This window comes from Deinococcus depolymerans (assembly GCF_039522025.1).
GTDB lineage: Bacteria > Deinococcota > Deinococci > Deinococcales > Deinococcaceae > Deinococcus > Deinococcus depolymerans.
The window spans coordinates 261,394-277,700 of record NZ_BAAADB010000003.1 but is presented as its reverse complement, the minus strand read 5'-3'; the positions used below and the strand labels follow the sequence as shown (position 1 = coordinate 277,700).

Sequence of the window (16,307 nt, the reverse complement as noted above, 5' to 3'; positions counted from 1 at the left end):
GGGCGTGTGGGATTTTTGCGGGCCGCTGCACTATCATGGGCCGCATGGCGTATACCATTCTCGTCGCAGACGACGAACCGGCCATCCGGACCATGCTGGAGGTCATTCTGTCGGCGGACGGGCACGATATCGTGGCTGTTTCTGATGGCAAGTCGGCGCTGGATTACCTGCGTGAACACACTCCGGACGCGATGCTGCTGGACGTGAAGATGCCGCACATGGACGGATTCGAGATCTGCTCGCGCGTCAAGCGCATCAAGCGGCTGCGGGACACCCCGGTGCTGCTGCTCACCGGGTTCGACGACGACCAGACCCGCGATCACGCGAAACTGGTCGGCGCGGACGACATCGTGTACAAGCCGCTGTCCGGCAAGAACCTGCGCGGCCGCGTGAACCAGCTCATCGAGGCGCGCCGCCGTTGAGGCGCGCCGCACGACCGGGGCCCGCATGATCTTCATCGGCCGTTTCCTGAAATTCCTGACGTCGTTCCTGCTGGCCGCGCTGGTGGCCGGGCTGGGGGTCGCGGCGACCTTCGCGATCAAGTGGGGCCGGGAACTGCCGGACTACCGCGAACTGGACAACCTGACCCGGTCCCTGGGGGCCGAGACGAAAATCTACGCGCGTGACAACACGCCGCTCGGCAGTCTGATTCCCAAGGTGGGAGATCAGGCGATCAGCCGGACCATCGTGAACCTCAACGAGATCAGTCCGTTCATGGTCGCGGCGCTCGTGAGTAACGAGGACCGCCGGTTCTTCGAGCACTACGGGCTGGACCCCTACGGGCTGGGCCGGCAGTTCCAGCGGATCGCGCGCGGGGATTCCGTGCAGGGCGGCAGCACCCTGACCAACCAGCTGATCAAGAACACGCTGCTGCTCGAGGAGTACCAGCAGTCGCGCGCCCCGGACCGCAAGTTCAAGGAGTGGATCCTGAGCGTGCAGGTCGAGCGGTCCTTCACCAAGGAAGAGATCCTCCAGAACTACCTGAACGCCATCTACTGGGGCGACGGCGGCCCGGTCGAGCTGTACGGCATCTACTCGGCGGCGCAGGCGTACTTCCGGACCACCCCGAAGAACCTGACGCTGGCGCAGAGTGCGTACCTGACGGTCCTGGTCCCCAGCGCCGGGCGGTACTTCAACTACCAGGCGATGCGCCCGCTGATGCGCGTGCTGCTGACCCGCATGGTCGAGGACCGCTGGATCACGCAGGCGCAGATGGACGCCGCCTGGAAGGAGAACCTGCAGCCGCGCGGCTGGAAGGTCACCTACGACGCGGCCGGGAACGTCCGGTCCGCGCAGCTGGTCGACCGCACGCAGAAGGAACTCAAGGCCGTCACCACCACCCGCGCGCCGCACTTCATGGGGCAGGTCGAGAACGAACTGATCCGCCGCTTCGGGCGGGAGAAGGTCTACGGTTCCGGCGGGCTGCGCGTGTACACCACCCTGGATCCCCGCGTGCAGAACGCCGTGGAAACCGCCAGCCGCGAGGCCAGCGGCCTGCCGCCCGGCGCCACCCTGGCCGCCACCATCCTGGACCCGTACACCGGCGAGGTGCTGGGCATGATCGGGCAGAAACTGCGGGGCAGCGAACCGCCGGCCGCGTGGAACAACGCCGCCCAGGGGCAGCGGCAGATCGGATCGACCATCAAGCCGCTGCTGTACACCACGGCGCTGTCCACCGGCCTGGACCAGTCTCACCGGGAGGAGGACCGCCCGATCAGCTTCCCGTGTACCGGTTGCCGTAACGGCGTGTACGCCCCGCAGAACTTCGAGGGTGCCACCACCTACCGCGACATGACCATCCGCGAGGCCCTGGACCGCTCCCTGAACCTCGTGACGGTGCGCCTGGCCGACCGGATCGGCCTGCAGACCTTCTTCGGGAAGATCCGCGAGCTGGGCCTGCAGACGAACGACGGCACCGGCCTGGCCGCCGCGCTGGGCGCCGTGGAGACCACGCCGGTCAAGATGGCGGCCGCGTACGCCCCGTTCGTGAACGGCGGCCTGTACCGCGCGCCCCGGTACCTCAGCAAGGTCACGACCGCGCGCGGCGAGATCCTGTACGACGCCAGCAGCGAGGCGCTGCGTCCGGCGCGGGTCTGGACGCCGCAGGTGGCGTGGCTGGGCCTGGACATGATCCGCGGCGTCGTGAACGACCTGAGCGAACGTCAGGGCGGTCTGGCCAGCCGCGCCAGATTCGGTGACTGGCCGGTCGGCGGCAAGACCGGCACGAGTAACGGCCCGAAGGACTTCTGGTTCGTGGGCACCACCCCGCTGTACACCGGGTCCGTGTGGGTGGGCCGGCAGCAGGGCGGCGAGATGCCCATCTACTACTACTCGGGGTACGTGAACGCGCCGATCTGGCGGCGCATGATGGAACTCGCGCACGCCGGGCAGCCGCTGCGCCAGTTCAGTGAGCCGCCGGGCATCCAGTACGTGGACGCCCCGGACCAGCAGTTCCTGCCGGGCGTGAAAATGGCCGTCCTGGACCCCCGCTACCGTGACGCGGCGAACACGGACCTGCAGGCGGACGCGCCGCCCCCCGTGCAGTACCGCGAGTCGGACTACACGCCGGGCAGCAGCGATGCCCGCACCGTGATGGTCAGCCTCGACCGCGTCACCAACCGCCTGGCGACCGAGTTCACGCCGCCCGAGAACATCGTGGAACGCCGCGTGGAGATCGAGGCGCTGCCCGCCTACGCGCCGGATCCCTCCCCCACCCCGCTGAAGGACGAGCAGGCCGACCCGGCGGCCCTGAAGGCCGCCAGGAGTCAGGGTGGCGCGCCGCAGGCCGCGCCGGCTGCGACGCCGGGTTCACCCGCACCCACCCCGCCCTGACCGGCCGCGCCGACGCCGGCCCCGCCCTGACCTTCACCCTGTCCGACCCCCGGCCCCTGACCGGGGGTTCCTCGTTGCCGCCGGGCGGGTCCTCATGCGGGCGTCACGCGGGGGGGCGCCGGGCAAGGCATGATGGGCGGCATGATCCTGCGCCGCGCGCCGCTGCTGTCCCTGCTGCTGATTCTCGGTGCCCCACTGGCCGGGGCGCGCGTGCGGCTGGGCGAGCCGCTGCCCGCGCATCCGTGGGTGTCGGCCGGGCGGGAGGTCGTGGTGGTGTACACGCACGACTGCGGCGACCTGGGAGCCCTGTGGGGCGCCCTGCTGGGCAGCGGCCTGCCGGTCCGGGCCGTGAACGCCGAGGGCCGCCCGTCCCCCGCACCGGGCGGCCTGCAGGCGTGGCAGGGCGAGGGCGCCACCCGGTTCTCGCGGGCGCTGCGGGTGGGAACGTACCCGGCGGTACTGCTCGTGCAGGAGGGCCGCATTCTGAACGTCTGGGAGGGCACCTTCGACGGCCGGCTCGAGTAAGACGGACTCCGGTTGAATGGGCTTTGCAGCCCGTTCAATCCGAGCGGATGCGACTCGGAGAGCTGCGCCGCAGAGAAGGAGCAACACGGGTTCCGGACGTGGAGTTGACAGATCGGTGGTGTTCCGGTCTGTGAACGAAACCAACAGCGGTCCGCATGAGCCGCCGCTCCCCCCGTCCGGGCGGATTCCCACCGGGTGGAGCCCGCCGCGAGGGGACCGGGACGCCCGCCTCTGCTGCGCGGGACCGTCCGGCGGCTAGACTGCGCGGCGTATGACTGCCTCTCCGACGTTCGCGGTGGCCTTTGTGGCGGGGCTGGTGTCGTTCCTGAGTCCCTGCGTGCTGCCCCTGGTCCCGAGTTACCTGGGCGTGATCGGCGGGGCGCGGGCGCCACTGCCGCGCGCCCTGGGGTTCGTTCTGGGGTTCGGGCTGGTTTTCGTGGCGCTGGGCGCGACGGCCAGCAGTCTGGGTAGCCTGCTCGCGCCGCACAAGGCGCTGCTGGGGCAGGTTTCGGCCGTGCTGATCGTGTTCTTCGGACTGGTGATGCTGGGGGTGGTGCGCCTGCCGCTGCTGATGCGTGACACCCGCGCCCTGGCCGACGCGGGCGGGTACGGGCCGGTCACGCTGGGCGCCGCGTTCGCGTTCGGGTGGTCCCCGTGCCTGGGGCCGGCGCTGGGCAGCATTCTGGGCCTGGCGGCCAGCACGGCCAGCCTGGGCAGCGGGGTGGCGCTGCTGACCGCCTACACGCTGGGGCTGGCCGTGCCGTTCCTGCTGGCCGCGCTGCTGTGGCACCGGCTGAACCTGCGCCGCCTGAACCGCTTCTCCGGCGTGTTCGAGCGGGTGGGCGGCGCGGTCCTCGTCGCGGTGGGCCTGCTGATGCTGACCGGGCAGTTCACGCGTCTGGCGACGTTCTTCTATCAGGTGACCCCTGACTGGCTGCGGGTGTGAGCGCCCCGGCCGGACCGGGCTTCGCGCTGCAGCTGCGGGACGTCTGGCTGCGCCTGGGCCGTGAGGTGATCCTGCGTGGCGTGACGCTGGACGTCACGGCCGGTGAGGGCCTGACCCTGCTCGGCGAGAACGGCGCCGGGAAGACCACGCTGCTGCGCCTGCTGGGATCGGGCCTGAAACCCACCCGCGGCGAGGGACGGGTGCTGGGCTTCGACCTGCGCGACGGCCGCGCCGTGCGGGACGCCGTGCACCTGATGCCCGTCGACGGCGGCCTGTACCCCGACCTGACCTGCGAGGAGAACCTGAACTTCGCGCTCACCATGCACGGGCAGTCCGGCGACGTGGGGGCCGCGCTGCGCCGCGTGGACCTGCACGGCGCCGCCACGCGCCGCACGCGGTTCCTGTCGGCGGGCATGCGCAAGCGGCTGGCGCTGGCCCGCGCGCACCTGCTGGCGCGGCCGGTCACGCTGGTGGACGAACCGTTCGCGAACCTCGACGACGCCGGCCGTCAGCTGGTCCTGACGCTGCTGGGCGAACTGCGGGCCGGGGGGCGCACGCTGGTCGTCGCGGCGCACGAACCGGCCCTGGCGCGGCAGGTGGCCCCGCGTACCCTGCGGCTGCACGCCGGGCAACTGACGGAGTCTGCGTGAACGGGGAGGCGGGGCGCGTGATCCGCGCGGTGGCCGGCAAGGACCTGCGTGTGGCCGGACGTACCCGCGACACGCTGCTCGCCACGGCCTTCTTCGCGGGGCTGGTGCTGCTGATCCTGGGCCTGGCGCTGAGCGGCACGGTGCGCAGCGACGCACAGGGAGCGGCCCTGGCCGCCGGGTCGATCTGGACGGCGCTGGCGCTGGCTGCCGCCGTGGGAGCGCAGCGGGCCTTCGCGCAGGAGCAGGAGGCCGGCGCGCTCGAGCAGCTGCTGCTGTACCCCGGCCCGCACGGAGCGCTGTACCTGGGCAAGCTGCTGGGCGTGCTGGGGCCGCTGCTGCTGGTCGCGGCATTCACGGTCCCGGCCGGACTGGTGCTGTTCGGTGCGGCCGAGGCGGTCAGCGCGGCCGGCCGCGCGGTGCCGTGGGCGGCCCTGGCGCTGACGACCGTTCTGGGCGTGCTCGGCTTTGCGGCCGGCACGACCTTCTACGGGAGCGTCACGGTCAGCCTGCGGGCCCGCGAGGCGCTGCTGCCGGCGCTGGCCTTCCCGATCCTGGTGCCGGCCGTGATCGCGACCGTGAAGGCCACGTCGCTGCTCCTCTCGGACGGGTGGACGGCCGAGGTGGGCACCTGGCTGACCTTCCTGGCGGCGTTCGATCTGGGCACCGTGATCCTGGCGACCCTGCTGTTCCCCTACGCCGCCGAGGGCTGAACCGGGTTCCCGCTGCCTCATACGGACTGCCGTTTGTTTCGTTCACAGATAGGAACGCCACCGATCCGTCAACTCCACGTCCGGAACCCGTTTTGCTCCTTCTCTGCGGCGCAGCTCTCCGAGTCGCATCCGCTCGGATTGAACGGGCTTTGCAGCCCATTCAATCGGAGTCCGTATCAGTCGAGGCCCAGCGCGGCGCGAGTCTCGCGCAGATGCTGCCGTTCGCTCTCGGCGAGTTCGTGCTCGCCGTGCAGTTCGTGCCAGCGGATCAGGTCCTCGCGGCTGTCGGTGTCCATGGGGTCGGCCGCGATCAGGATGCGCAGCGCGTCACGCCGGCGGATGTCGGTGTCCGGCTGGGCGTTGGCGTGGACGCGCAGCGCGTCGTGCAGCAGGCGTTCGACCTCGGCGCGCTCCTCGCCGAGTTCGACCGGCAGGTCCGGCAGGACGCTCAGCGGGGCGGTCAGGGGACGCAGCAGCTCGGCCAGTCCCTTCAGGTCCTGGCTGCGCAGCAGGCGGCGCAGTTCGCCGAGGTCACTGCTGACCGGGAACAGCAGGTACAGCAGGCCGCGTTCGGTGCCGACCACCGGCACGCCGAAGGTGGAGCGCAGGTGGTACACGGCGGTCTGCAGGCTGGCCAGCGGGTTCTTCGCGCCGGGCCAGAAGCGCTCCGCGAGCGTCTCGCGGGGTTGCGGGTGTTCGCTGAGGGCCAGGGCGACCAGCAGCGCGGCGCTCTTGCGGGTCGGGAAGTCGCTGAGCTGCACCTGCCGTCCGGCGTGCGTGAACCGCAGCGGTCCGAGCGTCTGCACGCGCAGCGGGAACAGCGCGCGGGTGGCGGGGTCCTGCGCGAGGTTGGTGAGGGGCGCGGCGGCGCGGCTGCCGAGCAGGGACAGGTATCCGTGCGTGCGGATCAGGTCGAGTGCCTCGCGCAGGTCGTCGGGGTTGGCGCGGTGCAGCAGCGCGGTCACGAGTTCCAGCCGCGCCTCCTCGCGGCGGGCGGCGGCGATGACGGCGTCCAGGGCGCTGTGCTGGTCGCCGCTGTACCCGTCGTCGCCCAGCAGCGCGCCTTCCAGATCGGCGCGCAGGCCCAGGGAACCCGCGCCGCGCAGCGCGCTGTGCGCGGCGGCCAGCTGCCCCTGTTCGCGGTACGCGCGGGCGCGCAGCAGGGCCGTCTCGGCCTGCAGGGTGCGGTCGTCGGACTGAATGCGGTCCAGCAGCGCCAGGGCCTGCGCGGGCTCCCCGGCCTGCAGGGCCATGAGCGCCTTCACGCGGCGCAGCCAGCCGAGCGTCTGCGCCGAGGGGTGCTGCTCGCCGAGACGGACGGCCTCGTCGAGGTGCCGCTCGACATGCGGGAGTTCTCCCAGGTAGACGTGGCACTCGGCGAGGTTCAGGTGGGTCAGGGCGGCGTCGTGGGGGTGGTCCGGCAGGAACAGCGCCAGCGCGCGGCGGTACGGGCCGAGGGCCTCGCGCAGCAGGCCGCGCCCGAAGTGCAGCGCGCCCAGGGTTTCGAGACTCTGGGCCTCGCGGGGCAGGTCGCCCGCCTCGCGGAAGGCGGCGACGGCGTCCTGCAGGCTGCGTTCCGCCTCGGCGTGCTGGCCGAGCTGCACGAGCAGCGTGGCGCGGTTGTACCCGGCCTCGCCGGCCGTGACGCCCTGCCCCTGCGCGGCCCGCCCGAAGTCCCGCAGCGCCGCTTCGGTGTCGCCCTGCAGGGCGCGCACCACCCCGCGGGCGTTGTGGACGGTGGCGCTCAGGGGGCCGCTCAGGGGGCCGCTCAGGGCGCGGGTGTACAGCGCCTCGGCGTTGTGGGGGTCGTGGGCGGCGCGGGCCAGCAGTCCGGCGAGGTACAGGGCCGGCGGCGCGGCCCGCCACGCTTCCGGCAGGCGGCGCAGCGCGGCGCGCAGGCTGCCCTCGCCCTGCCCGGCGCGGGCCACGCGGGCCAGCAGGTTCAGGTGTTCGTCCCACAGGCCGGCGCGGGCCAGGGTGTCCAGCGCGGCGTCCGGGTGGGTGTCCTCGAGCGCGCGGGCCGCCTGCCGGGCGTCGTGCGGGTCCGGGTGGGGGGCCAGCAGGCGGCGCAGCGGGGCGGGGAAGGTCCAGCCGTCCCGTTCGGGCCACAGCCACCCGCCGCCGTGCAGGGCGTCCACGTCGGGGCGCGGCACGTTCAGGAGGGCGGCGGTCGTGGGCGTGACCAGGGTGGCGACGGCCAGCCGGGCGGCGCTGGCCAGCAGGGGGCCGGGCGGCAGCAGCGGGGAGAGCAGCGCGGTCGCCAGCGGGTGCAGGTGGGGGTCCGGGTCGTCCGGTAGCCGGGCGGCGAGCGGCAGCGCGGCGGGCCAGCCGCCGCTGTAGGCCAGGGTCGCTTCCTGCTGGTCGGCGCTCAGCTGCGGCAGCGCGGCCCTCCAGTCGGCCGCGTCGAGCAGCAGGTCCGCGCCGCTGAGGACCAGGGCGCCGGCCTGCTCGGGCGGCAGGTGGGCCAGGTCGGCGCGGCGTTCCGGGCACCACAGCCAGTTGCGCTGATCGGGGTCGGGCGGGGTGCGCTGGGTGGTCCAGCCGCGCGCGGCCGCCCAGGCGAGCAGCGCGGACTGGTTCGCTCCGGCGTCGACCGGGGCCACGACGCCGCTGGCCCGGTCCAACCGGGGCAGCAGACGCAGGGGCAGTGGAACCATCTGTCCACTATAGGGCGCGTCTTTCGGGCCGGCTTCCCCCCAACGGCCGTGGCTGGTGGGCGGCGCAATGACCGGCCCGAACGGGGGTGTTTGCGATTTTTTTGAGGACCGCCTGCTTGAATGACGGCACGCCTCACCGGTCCCATCCCCGCAGTAACAAGGAGTTCACGATGAAGAAAGTGTCCACGATTGGTCTGGGTCTGACGGTCCTTCTCGCCGCCTGCGGTCAGAGCACCCCGCAGGGCTCCCTGCGCGCCGCCGCGCCGCAGGGCAACCTGACGGCGCAGGGTACGGCGCCTTCCGCGTGCAGCGCCCTGTACGCCCAGGAACCCACCGGCGTGCAGGTGGACAGCAACATGCGCTACGGCCAGACCGGCACGCTGATCCTGACCTTCCTGGATGACAGCAGCAAGGGCCGCGCCATCACGTGGATGGACTCCACCTGGGACGTGGACCTGGGTGACGGGCTGGGCGCGTTCGAGAACCTGCCGATCGTGGCGGTCCGCACCCTGATCACCCCCGAGGTCATCGAGAGCCTGAAGGCGAACCTGCCGGGCCTCGCGTCGATCTACCAGGACGCGCCGCTGGACTACAAGCTGGCCGAGAGCGTGAAGTTCATCGGGGCCGACACCGCCCAGAGCTCCTACGGCGTCAGCGGCAAGGGCATCGGCGTGGGCATCATCGATTCCGGCGTGGACGGCACGCACCCCGACCTGGCGCACGTCGCCAAGAACGTCAAGCTGGTCGGACCGATCACCGACACCCCGGCCGGCGGGTACCTGTACGTGGACCTGCCCAACACCGACACCAGCAGCGGGCACGGTTCGCACGTGGCCAGCACCATCGGCGGCAGCGGCGCCGCCTCGGCCGGCAGCACCCGCATGCGCCGCGGCGTGGCGCCCGGCGCGACCCTGGTGGGCGTGGGCGCCGGCGACGGCCTGAGCATCCTGTACGCGCTGCAGGGCTTCGACTACCTGATGAAACCCGAGATCCGCGAGACGTACAACGTCCGCGTGATCAGCAACTCCTGGGGCAGCAGCGGCGAGTTCGCGCCGTACAACCCGATCAGCATCGCCGCCAAGCGCGCCTACGACGCCGGGATGGTCGTGGTGTTCGCCGCCGGCAACGAGGGCCCGGGCGCCAATACCCTCAACCCCTACTCGGCCAGCCCCTGCGTGATCAGCGTCGCGGCCGGTGACAAGAAAGGCTACCTGGCGGACTTCAGCTCGCGTGGCCGGCCCGGCGACGCGCTGGTGCACCCCGACGTGACCGCGCCCGGCGTGAAGATCAGCGCCGCCCGCGCCCTGACCGGTCTGGCCGCCACGACCGCGCCCGACACCGACAACCCGCGCTACTCGACCATCAGCGGGACCAGCATGGCGACCCCGCACATCAGCGGCGTGGTGGCGCTGATGCTGGAAGCCAACCCGAAACTGAACATGGACGGCGTCCTGAACATCTTCAGCAAGACCAGCCGCAACATGTACTACGTGGCGACCGCCACGAACGGCTTCGATCCCGCCCAGGTGGTCGTGAAGCAGCGTGAGGAGTGGGAGGTCGGGTACGGCTACGTGAACGCCGACGCGGCGGTGCGCGAGGCGGCCAAGCTGAACCCCAACCGTTTCACGGTGCAGACGACCGCGCTGCCCGGCTGGACCGGCACGGTGCAGACCGCCGTGTGCGGCCCGACCGTGAACTGCGTGCAGAACGCGCAGGACAGCTACGTCCTGAACGTGCCGTCCGGCGCGAGCGTGCTGCGCGTCTCGACCGAGTGGGGCAACCCCGCCTACGACCTGGACCTGGAGGTGTACAACCCGGCCGGGCAGCTGGTGGGGTCCAGCGCCCAGGGGGCCAGCACCGGTGAGGCCGTGTCGGTGCCGCGTCCGGTGGCCGGGAACTGGCGCGTGGTGCTCAAGGGTTACCTGAACGCCCCCACCAGTTACACGGGCAAGGCGTCGGTGGACCGCATCGTCAAGCAGTAATCCGGACTCGGATGGAACGGTGACGACCGTTCCATCCGAGCGGAGGCGAGCAGGAGAGAAGTGGAAATCCGTACAAGCGCGGCCGGGCGTCCCCAGGGATGCCCGGCCGCGCCCGCGTGTGGCAGGAGACCGCCGTCCGTCTGCTGCGGGGGGCGACAGGGACAGGTGACGGGGACACTCGCACTTGCCCGCGTGAGCGCCTGGGCGCGATGCTGCGGGCATTCGGTTGGAATGCCCGGCGCGGTGACCGTCACGGTCCCGACTCACGTCCGGGGTTCAGAATGAGGAGCGACATGAAGAGAGACCTCACGACAACACTGCTGGGCGGCGCGACCCTGGTCACGCTGCTGATCGCGGTCGGACTGGGCCTGAGTGCGCCGCTGGACATCAATCAGGGGTCGCTGGTGCGGCTGATGTTCGTGCATGTGCCCAGCGCGTGGCTGAGTTACCTCGCGTACGGCGGCACGGGCCTGTTCGGGCTGCTGTACCTCCTGCAGCGTCAGCGCCGCTGGGACCGGCTGGCGATGGCCAGCGCCGAGATCGGGGTGCTGTTCACGGTGGTGACCATCGTGGGCGGGATGCTGTGGGCCAAACCCACCTGGGGCACGTACTGGGTGTGGGACGCGCGCCTGACGACCACCGCGCTGAGCCTCGTGGTGTACGGCGGGTACCTGCTGATCCGCACGCTGATCGACGACCCGGAACGCCGGGCGCGGGTGTCGGCCGTGGTGGGCATCGTGGGGACGCTGTACGTGCCCGTGAACTACATGGCGGTCGAGTGGTGGCGCGGCGTGCACCAGACGCAGACGCTGAAACTGCTGGGCAAGATGCGCTTCGACGCGGCGCCCATCTACGGGTGGGTGCTGCTGGTGGCGGTCGTGGCCTTCACGTTCCTGTACCTGTACATGCTGCGGGTGCGCGGCGCACTGGCCGCCCGTGAGGAAGCCCGTGAGGAACGCGAACTGATGAACGAACTGGGCGCGGCGCACACCCGCGCGGAGGTGGCCCGTGGATAAGTACACCGCGTACGTGGTGATCGTGTACGTCGTGACGTTCGTGCTGCTGGTCGGGTACCTCGCGTGGATCTGGCTGCGGCTGCGCGCCGTGCGCGACGAGCCGCTCCCGGAGGCGCCCCGGTGAACGTGCCTTCCCCCCGGCCGTCCTCTCCCCTGCCCCCGGCCGCCCCGCTGGGCCGGGCGCGGCGGCGGCGGCGCAGTCCCTGGCCCGCCGTGCTGGGCGTGGCCGCGCTGGTGGGTCTGACGGGCTTCATCGCCCTCGGGAACCTGAACCGCTCGCTGGAGTACTTCGTGACGCCCACCGAGTACCGGCAGCAGCAGGCGCAGCTTCAGGGCCGCGCCATCCGTATCGGCGGTCTGGTGCGGGACGTGCAGTACGACCCGCAGTCCCTGAACCTGCGCTTCACCGTCTCGGACGGCGGGGCCAGTTTCCCCGTGCAGTACCGGGGGGCGGTCAGTGACCTGTTCAAGGAGAACCAGGGTGTGGTCGTGCGCGGCGAGTTCGAGGGAGACACCTTCCACGCCTCGGACCTCGTGGTGAAGCACAGCGAGGAGTACAACGTGCCCAAGACGCAGGCGGAACTCAAGGACCTGCTCCGGACCACCGAGTAGCCCTGCTCCGTTCACGCCCGGCCGCGCGGGGCCTGCCCGCCGCGGGCCCCGCGCGCCGCTCCTGCGCGGCCCCCCCAGAGAGGTAACCCGTTGTGAATCTGCTGAACCTGATCTCGTTCTCCGCCAGTCCGCTGGGCGCGCTGGGACAGCTGAGCCTGCTGGGCGCACTGGCCTTCAGCGTGGCGGGATTGCTGCTGGCGGTGCTGGGCGGCCTGCGCGGCGACGCCCACGTGACCGAGGCGGCCCGCCGCGCCACCTGGGCAGTGTTCGCGCTGCTGACCCTGGGCACCCTGATCCTGCTGAAGGCGCTGCTGCGTGACGACTTCACGGTGCGGTTCGTGGCCGAGCATTCCATGCGGGCCTCCCCGACCTGGGTGAAGGTCACGGCGCTGTGGGGGGCGCTGGAGGGCAGCATCCTGCTGTGGGCGTGGTTGCTGGGCGGCTTCACGTTCATCCTGAGCCTCACGCTGCGCCGCGACGCGCTGCGGCCCTGGGCGCTGGGCGCGATGTTCGTGAGCCTGCTGTTCTTCGTGGGCGTGGTGGCCACGGTCGCCTCGCCGTTCACGCCGGTGGCGAGCGTGCCGCTCGACGGGCGCGGCCCGAACCCCGCCCTGCAGAACCACTGGATGATGGCGGTGCACCCGGTGCTGCTGTACCTGGGCTTCGTGGGCCTGAGCGTGCCGTTCGCGTACGCGGTCGCGGCGCTCGTCACGGGCCGCCTGTCGGACCACTGGGTGGTCGTCACGCGCCGCTGGACGCTGATCGCCTGGGCGTTCCTGACGGCCGCGATCGTGGCCGGCGGCTGGTGGAGTTACGAGACGCTCGGCTGGGGCGGGTACTGGGCGTGGGATCCGGTCGAGAACGCCAGTTTCATTCCGTGGCTGCTGACCACCGCGTTCCTGCATTCCATCCAGATTCAGGAACGCCGGGGCCTGATGCGCTCGTGGAACGTGTGGCTGATCGTGCTGGCGTACTCCAGCACCGTGCTGGGCACCTTCCTGAACCGCAGCGGCATCGTGCAGAGCGTGCATGCCTTCGCGGGCGGTCCGGTCGGGCCGGTGTTCCTGGGTTTCCTGGCGTTCCTGCTGGTGTCGGGCACGCTGCTGGCCGCGTGGCGCGCCCCGGCCCTGCGCGACGAGACGGACCCGCCCGCCCCGCTGAGCCGCGAGGGAGCGTTCCTGGCCGGGAACTGGCTGTTCCTGGTATTCGCGGTGATGGTGCTGGTGGGCACGCTGTTCCCGACGTTCGTGGAGGCCGCGCAGGGACGCCGCGACGCCAGCGTCGGGCCGGCCTTCTACAACGCCTTCGCCATTCCGCTGGGCCTGGGCCTGCTGGCGCTGATGGGCGTGGGGCCGCTGCTGCCGTGGCGGCGCGCGGACGGCCAGAGCCTGTGGCGGGCGCTGCTGCCGCTGCTGGCGGGCGGCGTGGTCACGGCCGCGGCCGCGTTCGCGCTGGGCGTGCGGCACGCCGGGGTGCTGGGCACGCTGGCGCTGTCGGCGTACAACGTGATCGGCCTGATCCTGCTGAGTACCCGCGCTGCCCGGCAGGCCGGGGGGCTGGGCGCCGCGCTGGGCGCGCAGCCGCGCCGCTACGGGGCGTACCTGGCGCACCTGGGTCTGATCGTGGTGGCGCTGGGACTGGCGTTCAGCGGGTCGTTCCGGCGGGACGCGCAGGTGACCCTGAACCTGAATGCCGCGCCCGTCACGCTGCTGGCCGAGCGGCTGCAGCTGACCGGCCTGAACGCCGTGACCCGCCCGGACGGGAAGTCCGTGGTCGCGGACGTGCAGATCGACGGGCGGCCCTTCCAGGCACGGTTGAACACGTACACGCAGGGCGGCGACACGGCCTTCCCCGCGCCTGCCGTGCGTTACGGCCCGCTGGGTGACACGTACCTCGTGATGACCAGCGTGGACCCCAGGGGCCAGTGGGCCAGCGTGCGCCTGATCGAGTCGCCGCTGGTGTCGTGGATCTGGTGGGGCACGCTGATCATCTGCGTGGGCGCGGCCCTGACGCTGGCCTCGCCCCGCCGGGCCACCGTGCGCGCGCCGTCCGGACTGGCCGCCGCGACCGACTGAAGCTCCCCCCCCGCTTCACGCCTTCGATTCCTTTCCTCTCCCCTGCCCTGGCGGCTTCCGCCTGAACGCCCGTGACGGCCCGCCAGCCTGAAAAGGACTTCCATGACCCATACACCCCCTCCGGCCAACCCTCCTGCACCGACCTCCGCCCCGCCCGCGTGGCGGCGATTCCTGCCGCCGCTGGTCGCGGCCGGGCTGGTCGCCGGGCTGGGCGCGGCGCTGCTGCAACCCGCCCGGAACGCCACGACCGGCGGCCCCCTGATCGGCAAGCCCGCCCCGGCCTTCGCGCTGGAAAGCCTGGACGGCGTGAAGGTCAGCCTGGACAGCCTGCGGGGCCGGCCCGTGGTCCTGAACTTCTGGGCGTCCTGGTGCGGCCCGTGCCGTGAGGAAGCCCCGATGTTCCGGGAACTGAGTACCCGTCAGGGCGGCGCGCAGGGCCTGGCGGTGGTCGGCATCCTGTTCCAGGAGACGAACGAGCAGAACGCGCGGGACTTCATCCGCGAGTACGCGCTGGCGTACCCGAACCTGAAAGACCCCCGCATCGATACCGGGGTGGAGTACGGCGTGAGCGGCATTCCGGAAACGGTGTTCATCGACCGTGACGGCGTGGTGCAGCACATGGACCGGGGCGGCCTGACGCGCGAACGCCTGAATGCCGGCCTGGAAAAGATCGGCGTGCCCCCGCTGTGACGCACGCCGTGTCCCGCCGCGCCCACATCCCCGCTCTGCTCCGGTGGCCGCTGCTGGCGGCGCTGCTGTGCCTGCTGGCCCTGCTGGGCAGCCGGGCAGCGGCGCAGGACGCCACGTCCAGTCTGCCGTCCGGCCCGGCCCTGAGTGCCGTGCAGGAGCAGCGGGCACTCGCCATCCAGAAGAACCTGCGCTGCCCGCTGTGCGATACCGGCGAGTCCATCGCGGATTCCCGCAGTGACATCAGCGTGAAGATGCGCCAGTCCGTGCGCGAACAGGTGGCGGCCGGACGCACCGACGGGGACATCTACGTGTTCTTCGCGCAGCGGTACGGGAATTTCGTGCTGCTCGACCCGCCCCGCACCGGCCGGAACCTGCTGCTGTGGGGGGCGCCGCTGCTGGCCCTGGCGCTGGGCGGCGTGTTCCTGTGGTCGTTCCTGCGCCGCGCGCCCCGTGCGGCCGCCACACCCGCACCGGACGAGACCTTCGACCCGTTCCTGGAACAGGTGCGCCGCGAGACCCGCGCGCCCGGCGACCACCCGGACGGAGGAAACGCGTGAGTGTCCCGAGCCTGATCCTGCTGATCCTGATCGTGGGAGCCGCGCTGTGGCTGGTGCTGGAACCCCTGCGTTCCGGGCAGCCCAGCGACCCGGACGCCCCGGAACGCGACCGCCTGAGCGCCCAGCAGGCGCAGCTGTACGCCGAACTGGCCGCGCTGCCGGACGGGCCGGACGGTGAACGCCGCCGCCCGGACCTGGAACGCCGCGCCGCGCTGACCCTGCGCGCCCTGGACGCCCTGCCGCCCCGCCCGCGCCCCGCGCCGCGCACCCGCACCCTGGCGCTGGGCGCGCTGGTCGCCGCGTTTGCGCTGATCGCCGTGGGGGCCGTGACGTTCGTGCCGCGCTGGCAACTGGCGTCCCTGCAACCGGCCGAGGCGGCGAACGTGCAGGCCACGCTGCGCCTGCCGGGCCTGAAAGCGCAGGCCGAGCGGACCGGCGCGGCCGCCGATTACCTCGCGTGGGGGAAGGCGGCGTTCGATTCCTCGAAGTACGATCAGGCGGTCACGGCGTACGGGAACGCCCTGAAACTCGACCCCCGGCAACCCGAGGCGCTGCGGCGACTGGGCATCCTGCTCCTCACGCGCGGCGAGCAGAGCGGCCAGCCCCTGAGTGCCGAGGACGCCCGGCGGGCCGCGCTGCTGATCCGCACGGGCGCGCAGCTCGCGCCGGACGAACCGGAATCCCAGTTGCTGCTGGGCTTCGCGCTGGCCCGTTTCGGGCAGGACGATCAGGCGCTGACGGCGCTGGAACGCTACCGCACCCTGGATCCCGGCGGCCGGGACGCCGACGACCTGATCACCGCCATCCGCGCCCGCCAGAACGACAGTGACCCGGCCCTGCGCGTGTACGCCGCCAGTTGCGCCAGCTGCCACGGTCCCAGCGGCGGCGGCGGGATCGGCCCCAGCCTGCGCGACTCGGCCCTGACCCGCGAGGCCGCGCGGCAGGTCATCGTGCAGGGCAAGGGGGCCATGCCCGCCTTCCCGGACCTGAAGGCCAGCGATCTGAACGCCCTGCTGAACCTGCTGGAAAGCTGGCAGGACACCGGGAGCCGCTGA

General features: G+C 72.0%; 15 protein-coding genes. 14 read left to right on the top strand and 1 reads right to left on the bottom strand.

Translation table 11 applies throughout. The annotated features are described in order from the left end of the window. The first annotated feature begins 35 nt into the window (after positions 1-35). The 6 genes from ABDZ66_RS01700 to ABDZ66_RS01675 all read left to right on the top strand — a co-directional run bounded on the left by ABDZ66_RS01700 (position 36) and on the right by ABDZ66_RS01675 (position 5,663). The gene (locus tag ABDZ66_RS01700) at positions 36-422 is read left to right on the top strand and encodes a response regulator (protein WP_055362428.1); all 387 of its coding nucleotides are present in this window, start codon (positions 36-38) and stop codon (positions 420-422) included. Positions 423-447: 25 nt separating this feature from the next. Continuing rightward, complete coding sequence (locus ABDZ66_RS01695) at positions 448-2,832, top strand: transglycosylase domain-containing protein (protein WP_343755350.1); 2,385 nt, start codon at positions 448-450, stop codon at positions 2,830-2,832. A 141-nt stretch (positions 2,833-2,973) separates the two neighbouring features. Then, positions 2,974-3,357: a penicillin-binding protein gene (locus ABDZ66_RS01690; RefSeq protein WP_425544385.1), complete on the top strand. Its 384-nt coding sequence runs from the start codon at positions 2,974-2,976 to the stop codon at positions 3,355-3,357. Between the two features lie 271 nt (positions 3,358-3,628). Then, a complete protein-coding gene (locus ABDZ66_RS01685; protein WP_343755348.1) occupies positions 3,629-4,303 on the top strand; it encodes a cytochrome c biogenesis CcdA family protein in 675 nt (224 codons plus the stop codon). Beyond that, positions 4,300-4,953: an ABC transporter ATP-binding protein gene (locus ABDZ66_RS01680; protein ID WP_343755345.1), complete on the top strand. Its 654-nt coding sequence runs from the start codon at positions 4,300-4,302 to the stop codon at positions 4,951-4,953. Before ABDZ66_RS01685 ends, ABDZ66_RS01680 begins: the two co-directional genes overlap by 4 nt. Further along, a complete protein-coding gene (locus ABDZ66_RS01675; protein ID WP_343755343.1) occupies positions 4,950-5,663 on the top strand; it encodes a heme exporter protein CcmB in 714 nt (237 codons plus the stop codon). The genes ABDZ66_RS01680 and ABDZ66_RS01675 overlap by 4 nt, the downstream gene beginning before the upstream one ends. Positions 5,664-5,839: 176 nt before the next feature. Here the strand turns inward: ABDZ66_RS01675 and ABDZ66_RS01670 are convergent, their stop codons facing one another. After that, positions 5,840-8,320, bottom strand: a complete 2,481-nt coding sequence (locus ABDZ66_RS01670) for a tetratricopeptide repeat protein (RefSeq protein WP_343755341.1) — start codon at positions 8,318-8,320, stop codon at positions 5,840-5,842. A 170-nt stretch (positions 8,321-8,490) separates the two neighbouring features. On the opposite strand from ABDZ66_RS01670, the gene ABDZ66_RS01665 reads away from it, so the two are divergent. The 8 genes from ABDZ66_RS01665 to ABDZ66_RS01630 all read left to right on the top strand — a co-directional run bounded on the left by ABDZ66_RS01665 (position 8,491) and on the right by ABDZ66_RS01630 (position 16,307). Continuing rightward, a complete protein-coding gene (locus ABDZ66_RS01665; RefSeq protein ID WP_343755339.1) occupies positions 8,491-10,302 on the top strand; it encodes a S8 family serine peptidase in 1,812 nt (603 codons plus the stop codon). A 293-nt stretch (positions 10,303-10,595) separates the two neighbouring features. Then, a complete protein-coding gene (ccsA, locus tag ABDZ66_RS01660) occupies positions 10,596-11,318 on the top strand; it encodes a cytochrome c biogenesis protein CcsA (RefSeq protein WP_343755337.1) in 723 nt (240 codons plus the stop codon). Continuing rightward, the gene (gene ccmD, locus ABDZ66_RS01655) at positions 11,311-11,442 is read left to right on the top strand and encodes a heme exporter protein CcmD (RefSeq protein WP_343755335.1); all 132 of its coding nucleotides are present in this window, start codon (positions 11,311-11,313) and stop codon (positions 11,440-11,442) included. The genes ccsA and ccmD overlap by 8 nt, the downstream gene beginning before the upstream one ends. Continuing rightward, on the top strand, positions 11,439-11,930 hold the full coding sequence (gene ccmE, locus ABDZ66_RS01650) for a cytochrome c maturation protein CcmE (protein ID WP_343755333.1): 492 nt from the start codon (positions 11,439-11,441) through the stop codon (positions 11,928-11,930). Before ccmD ends, ccmE begins: the two co-directional genes overlap by 4 nt. Before the next feature lie 98 nt (positions 11,931-12,028). Further along, positions 12,029-14,005, top strand: coding sequence for a heme lyase CcmF/NrfE family subunit (locus tag ABDZ66_RS01645; protein WP_343755837.1), 1,977 nt, complete (start codon positions 12,029-12,031; stop codon positions 14,003-14,005). Between the two features lie 102 nt (positions 14,006-14,107). Beyond that, positions 14,108-14,695: a TlpA family protein disulfide reductase gene (locus tag ABDZ66_RS01640; RefSeq protein WP_343755331.1), complete on the top strand. Its 588-nt coding sequence runs from the start codon at positions 14,108-14,110 to the stop codon at positions 14,693-14,695. Then, positions 14,692-15,252 (top strand): cytochrome c-type biogenesis protein, encoded by a 561-nt coding sequence (locus ABDZ66_RS01635; RefSeq protein ID WP_343755329.1) that lies wholly within the window; start codon positions 14,692-14,694, stop codon positions 15,250-15,252. The genes ABDZ66_RS01640 and ABDZ66_RS01635 overlap by 4 nt, the downstream gene beginning before the upstream one ends. After that, on the top strand, positions 15,249-16,307 hold the full coding sequence (locus tag ABDZ66_RS01630) for a c-type cytochrome (protein WP_343755328.1): 1,059 nt from the start codon (positions 15,249-15,251) through the stop codon (positions 16,305-16,307). The genes ABDZ66_RS01635 and ABDZ66_RS01630 overlap by 4 nt, the downstream gene beginning before the upstream one ends.

Coding starts and splice junctions, on each gene's coding strand:
- ABDZ66_RS01695 (WP_343755350.1), top strand. CDS start 448: ATGATCTTCATCGGCCGTTTCCTGAAATTCCTGACGTCGTTCCTGCTG.
- ABDZ66_RS01690 (WP_425544385.1), top strand. CDS start 2,974: ATGATCCTGCGCCGCGCGCCGCTGCTGTCCCTGCTGCTGATTCTCGGT.
- ccsA (WP_343755337.1), top strand. CDS start 10,596: ATGAAGAGAGACCTCACGACAACACTGCTGGGCGGCGCGACCCTGGTC.
- ABDZ66_RS01640 (WP_343755331.1), top strand. CDS start 14,108: ATGACCCATACACCCCCTCCGGCCAACCCTCCTGCACCGACCTCCGCC.
- ABDZ66_RS01665 (WP_343755339.1), top strand. CDS start 8,491: ATGAAGAAAGTGTCCACGATTGGTCTGGGTCTGACGGTCCTTCTCGCC.
- ABDZ66_RS01700 (WP_055362428.1), top strand. CDS start 36: ATGGGCCGCATGGCGTATACCATTCTCGTCGCAGACGACGAACCGGCC.
- ABDZ66_RS01670 (WP_343755341.1), bottom strand. CDS start 8,320: ATGGTTCCACTGCCCCTGCGTCTGCTGCCCCGGTTGGACCGGGCCAGC.
- ABDZ66_RS01685 (WP_343755348.1), top strand. CDS start 3,629: ATGACTGCCTCTCCGACGTTCGCGGTGGCCTTTGTGGCGGGGCTGGTG.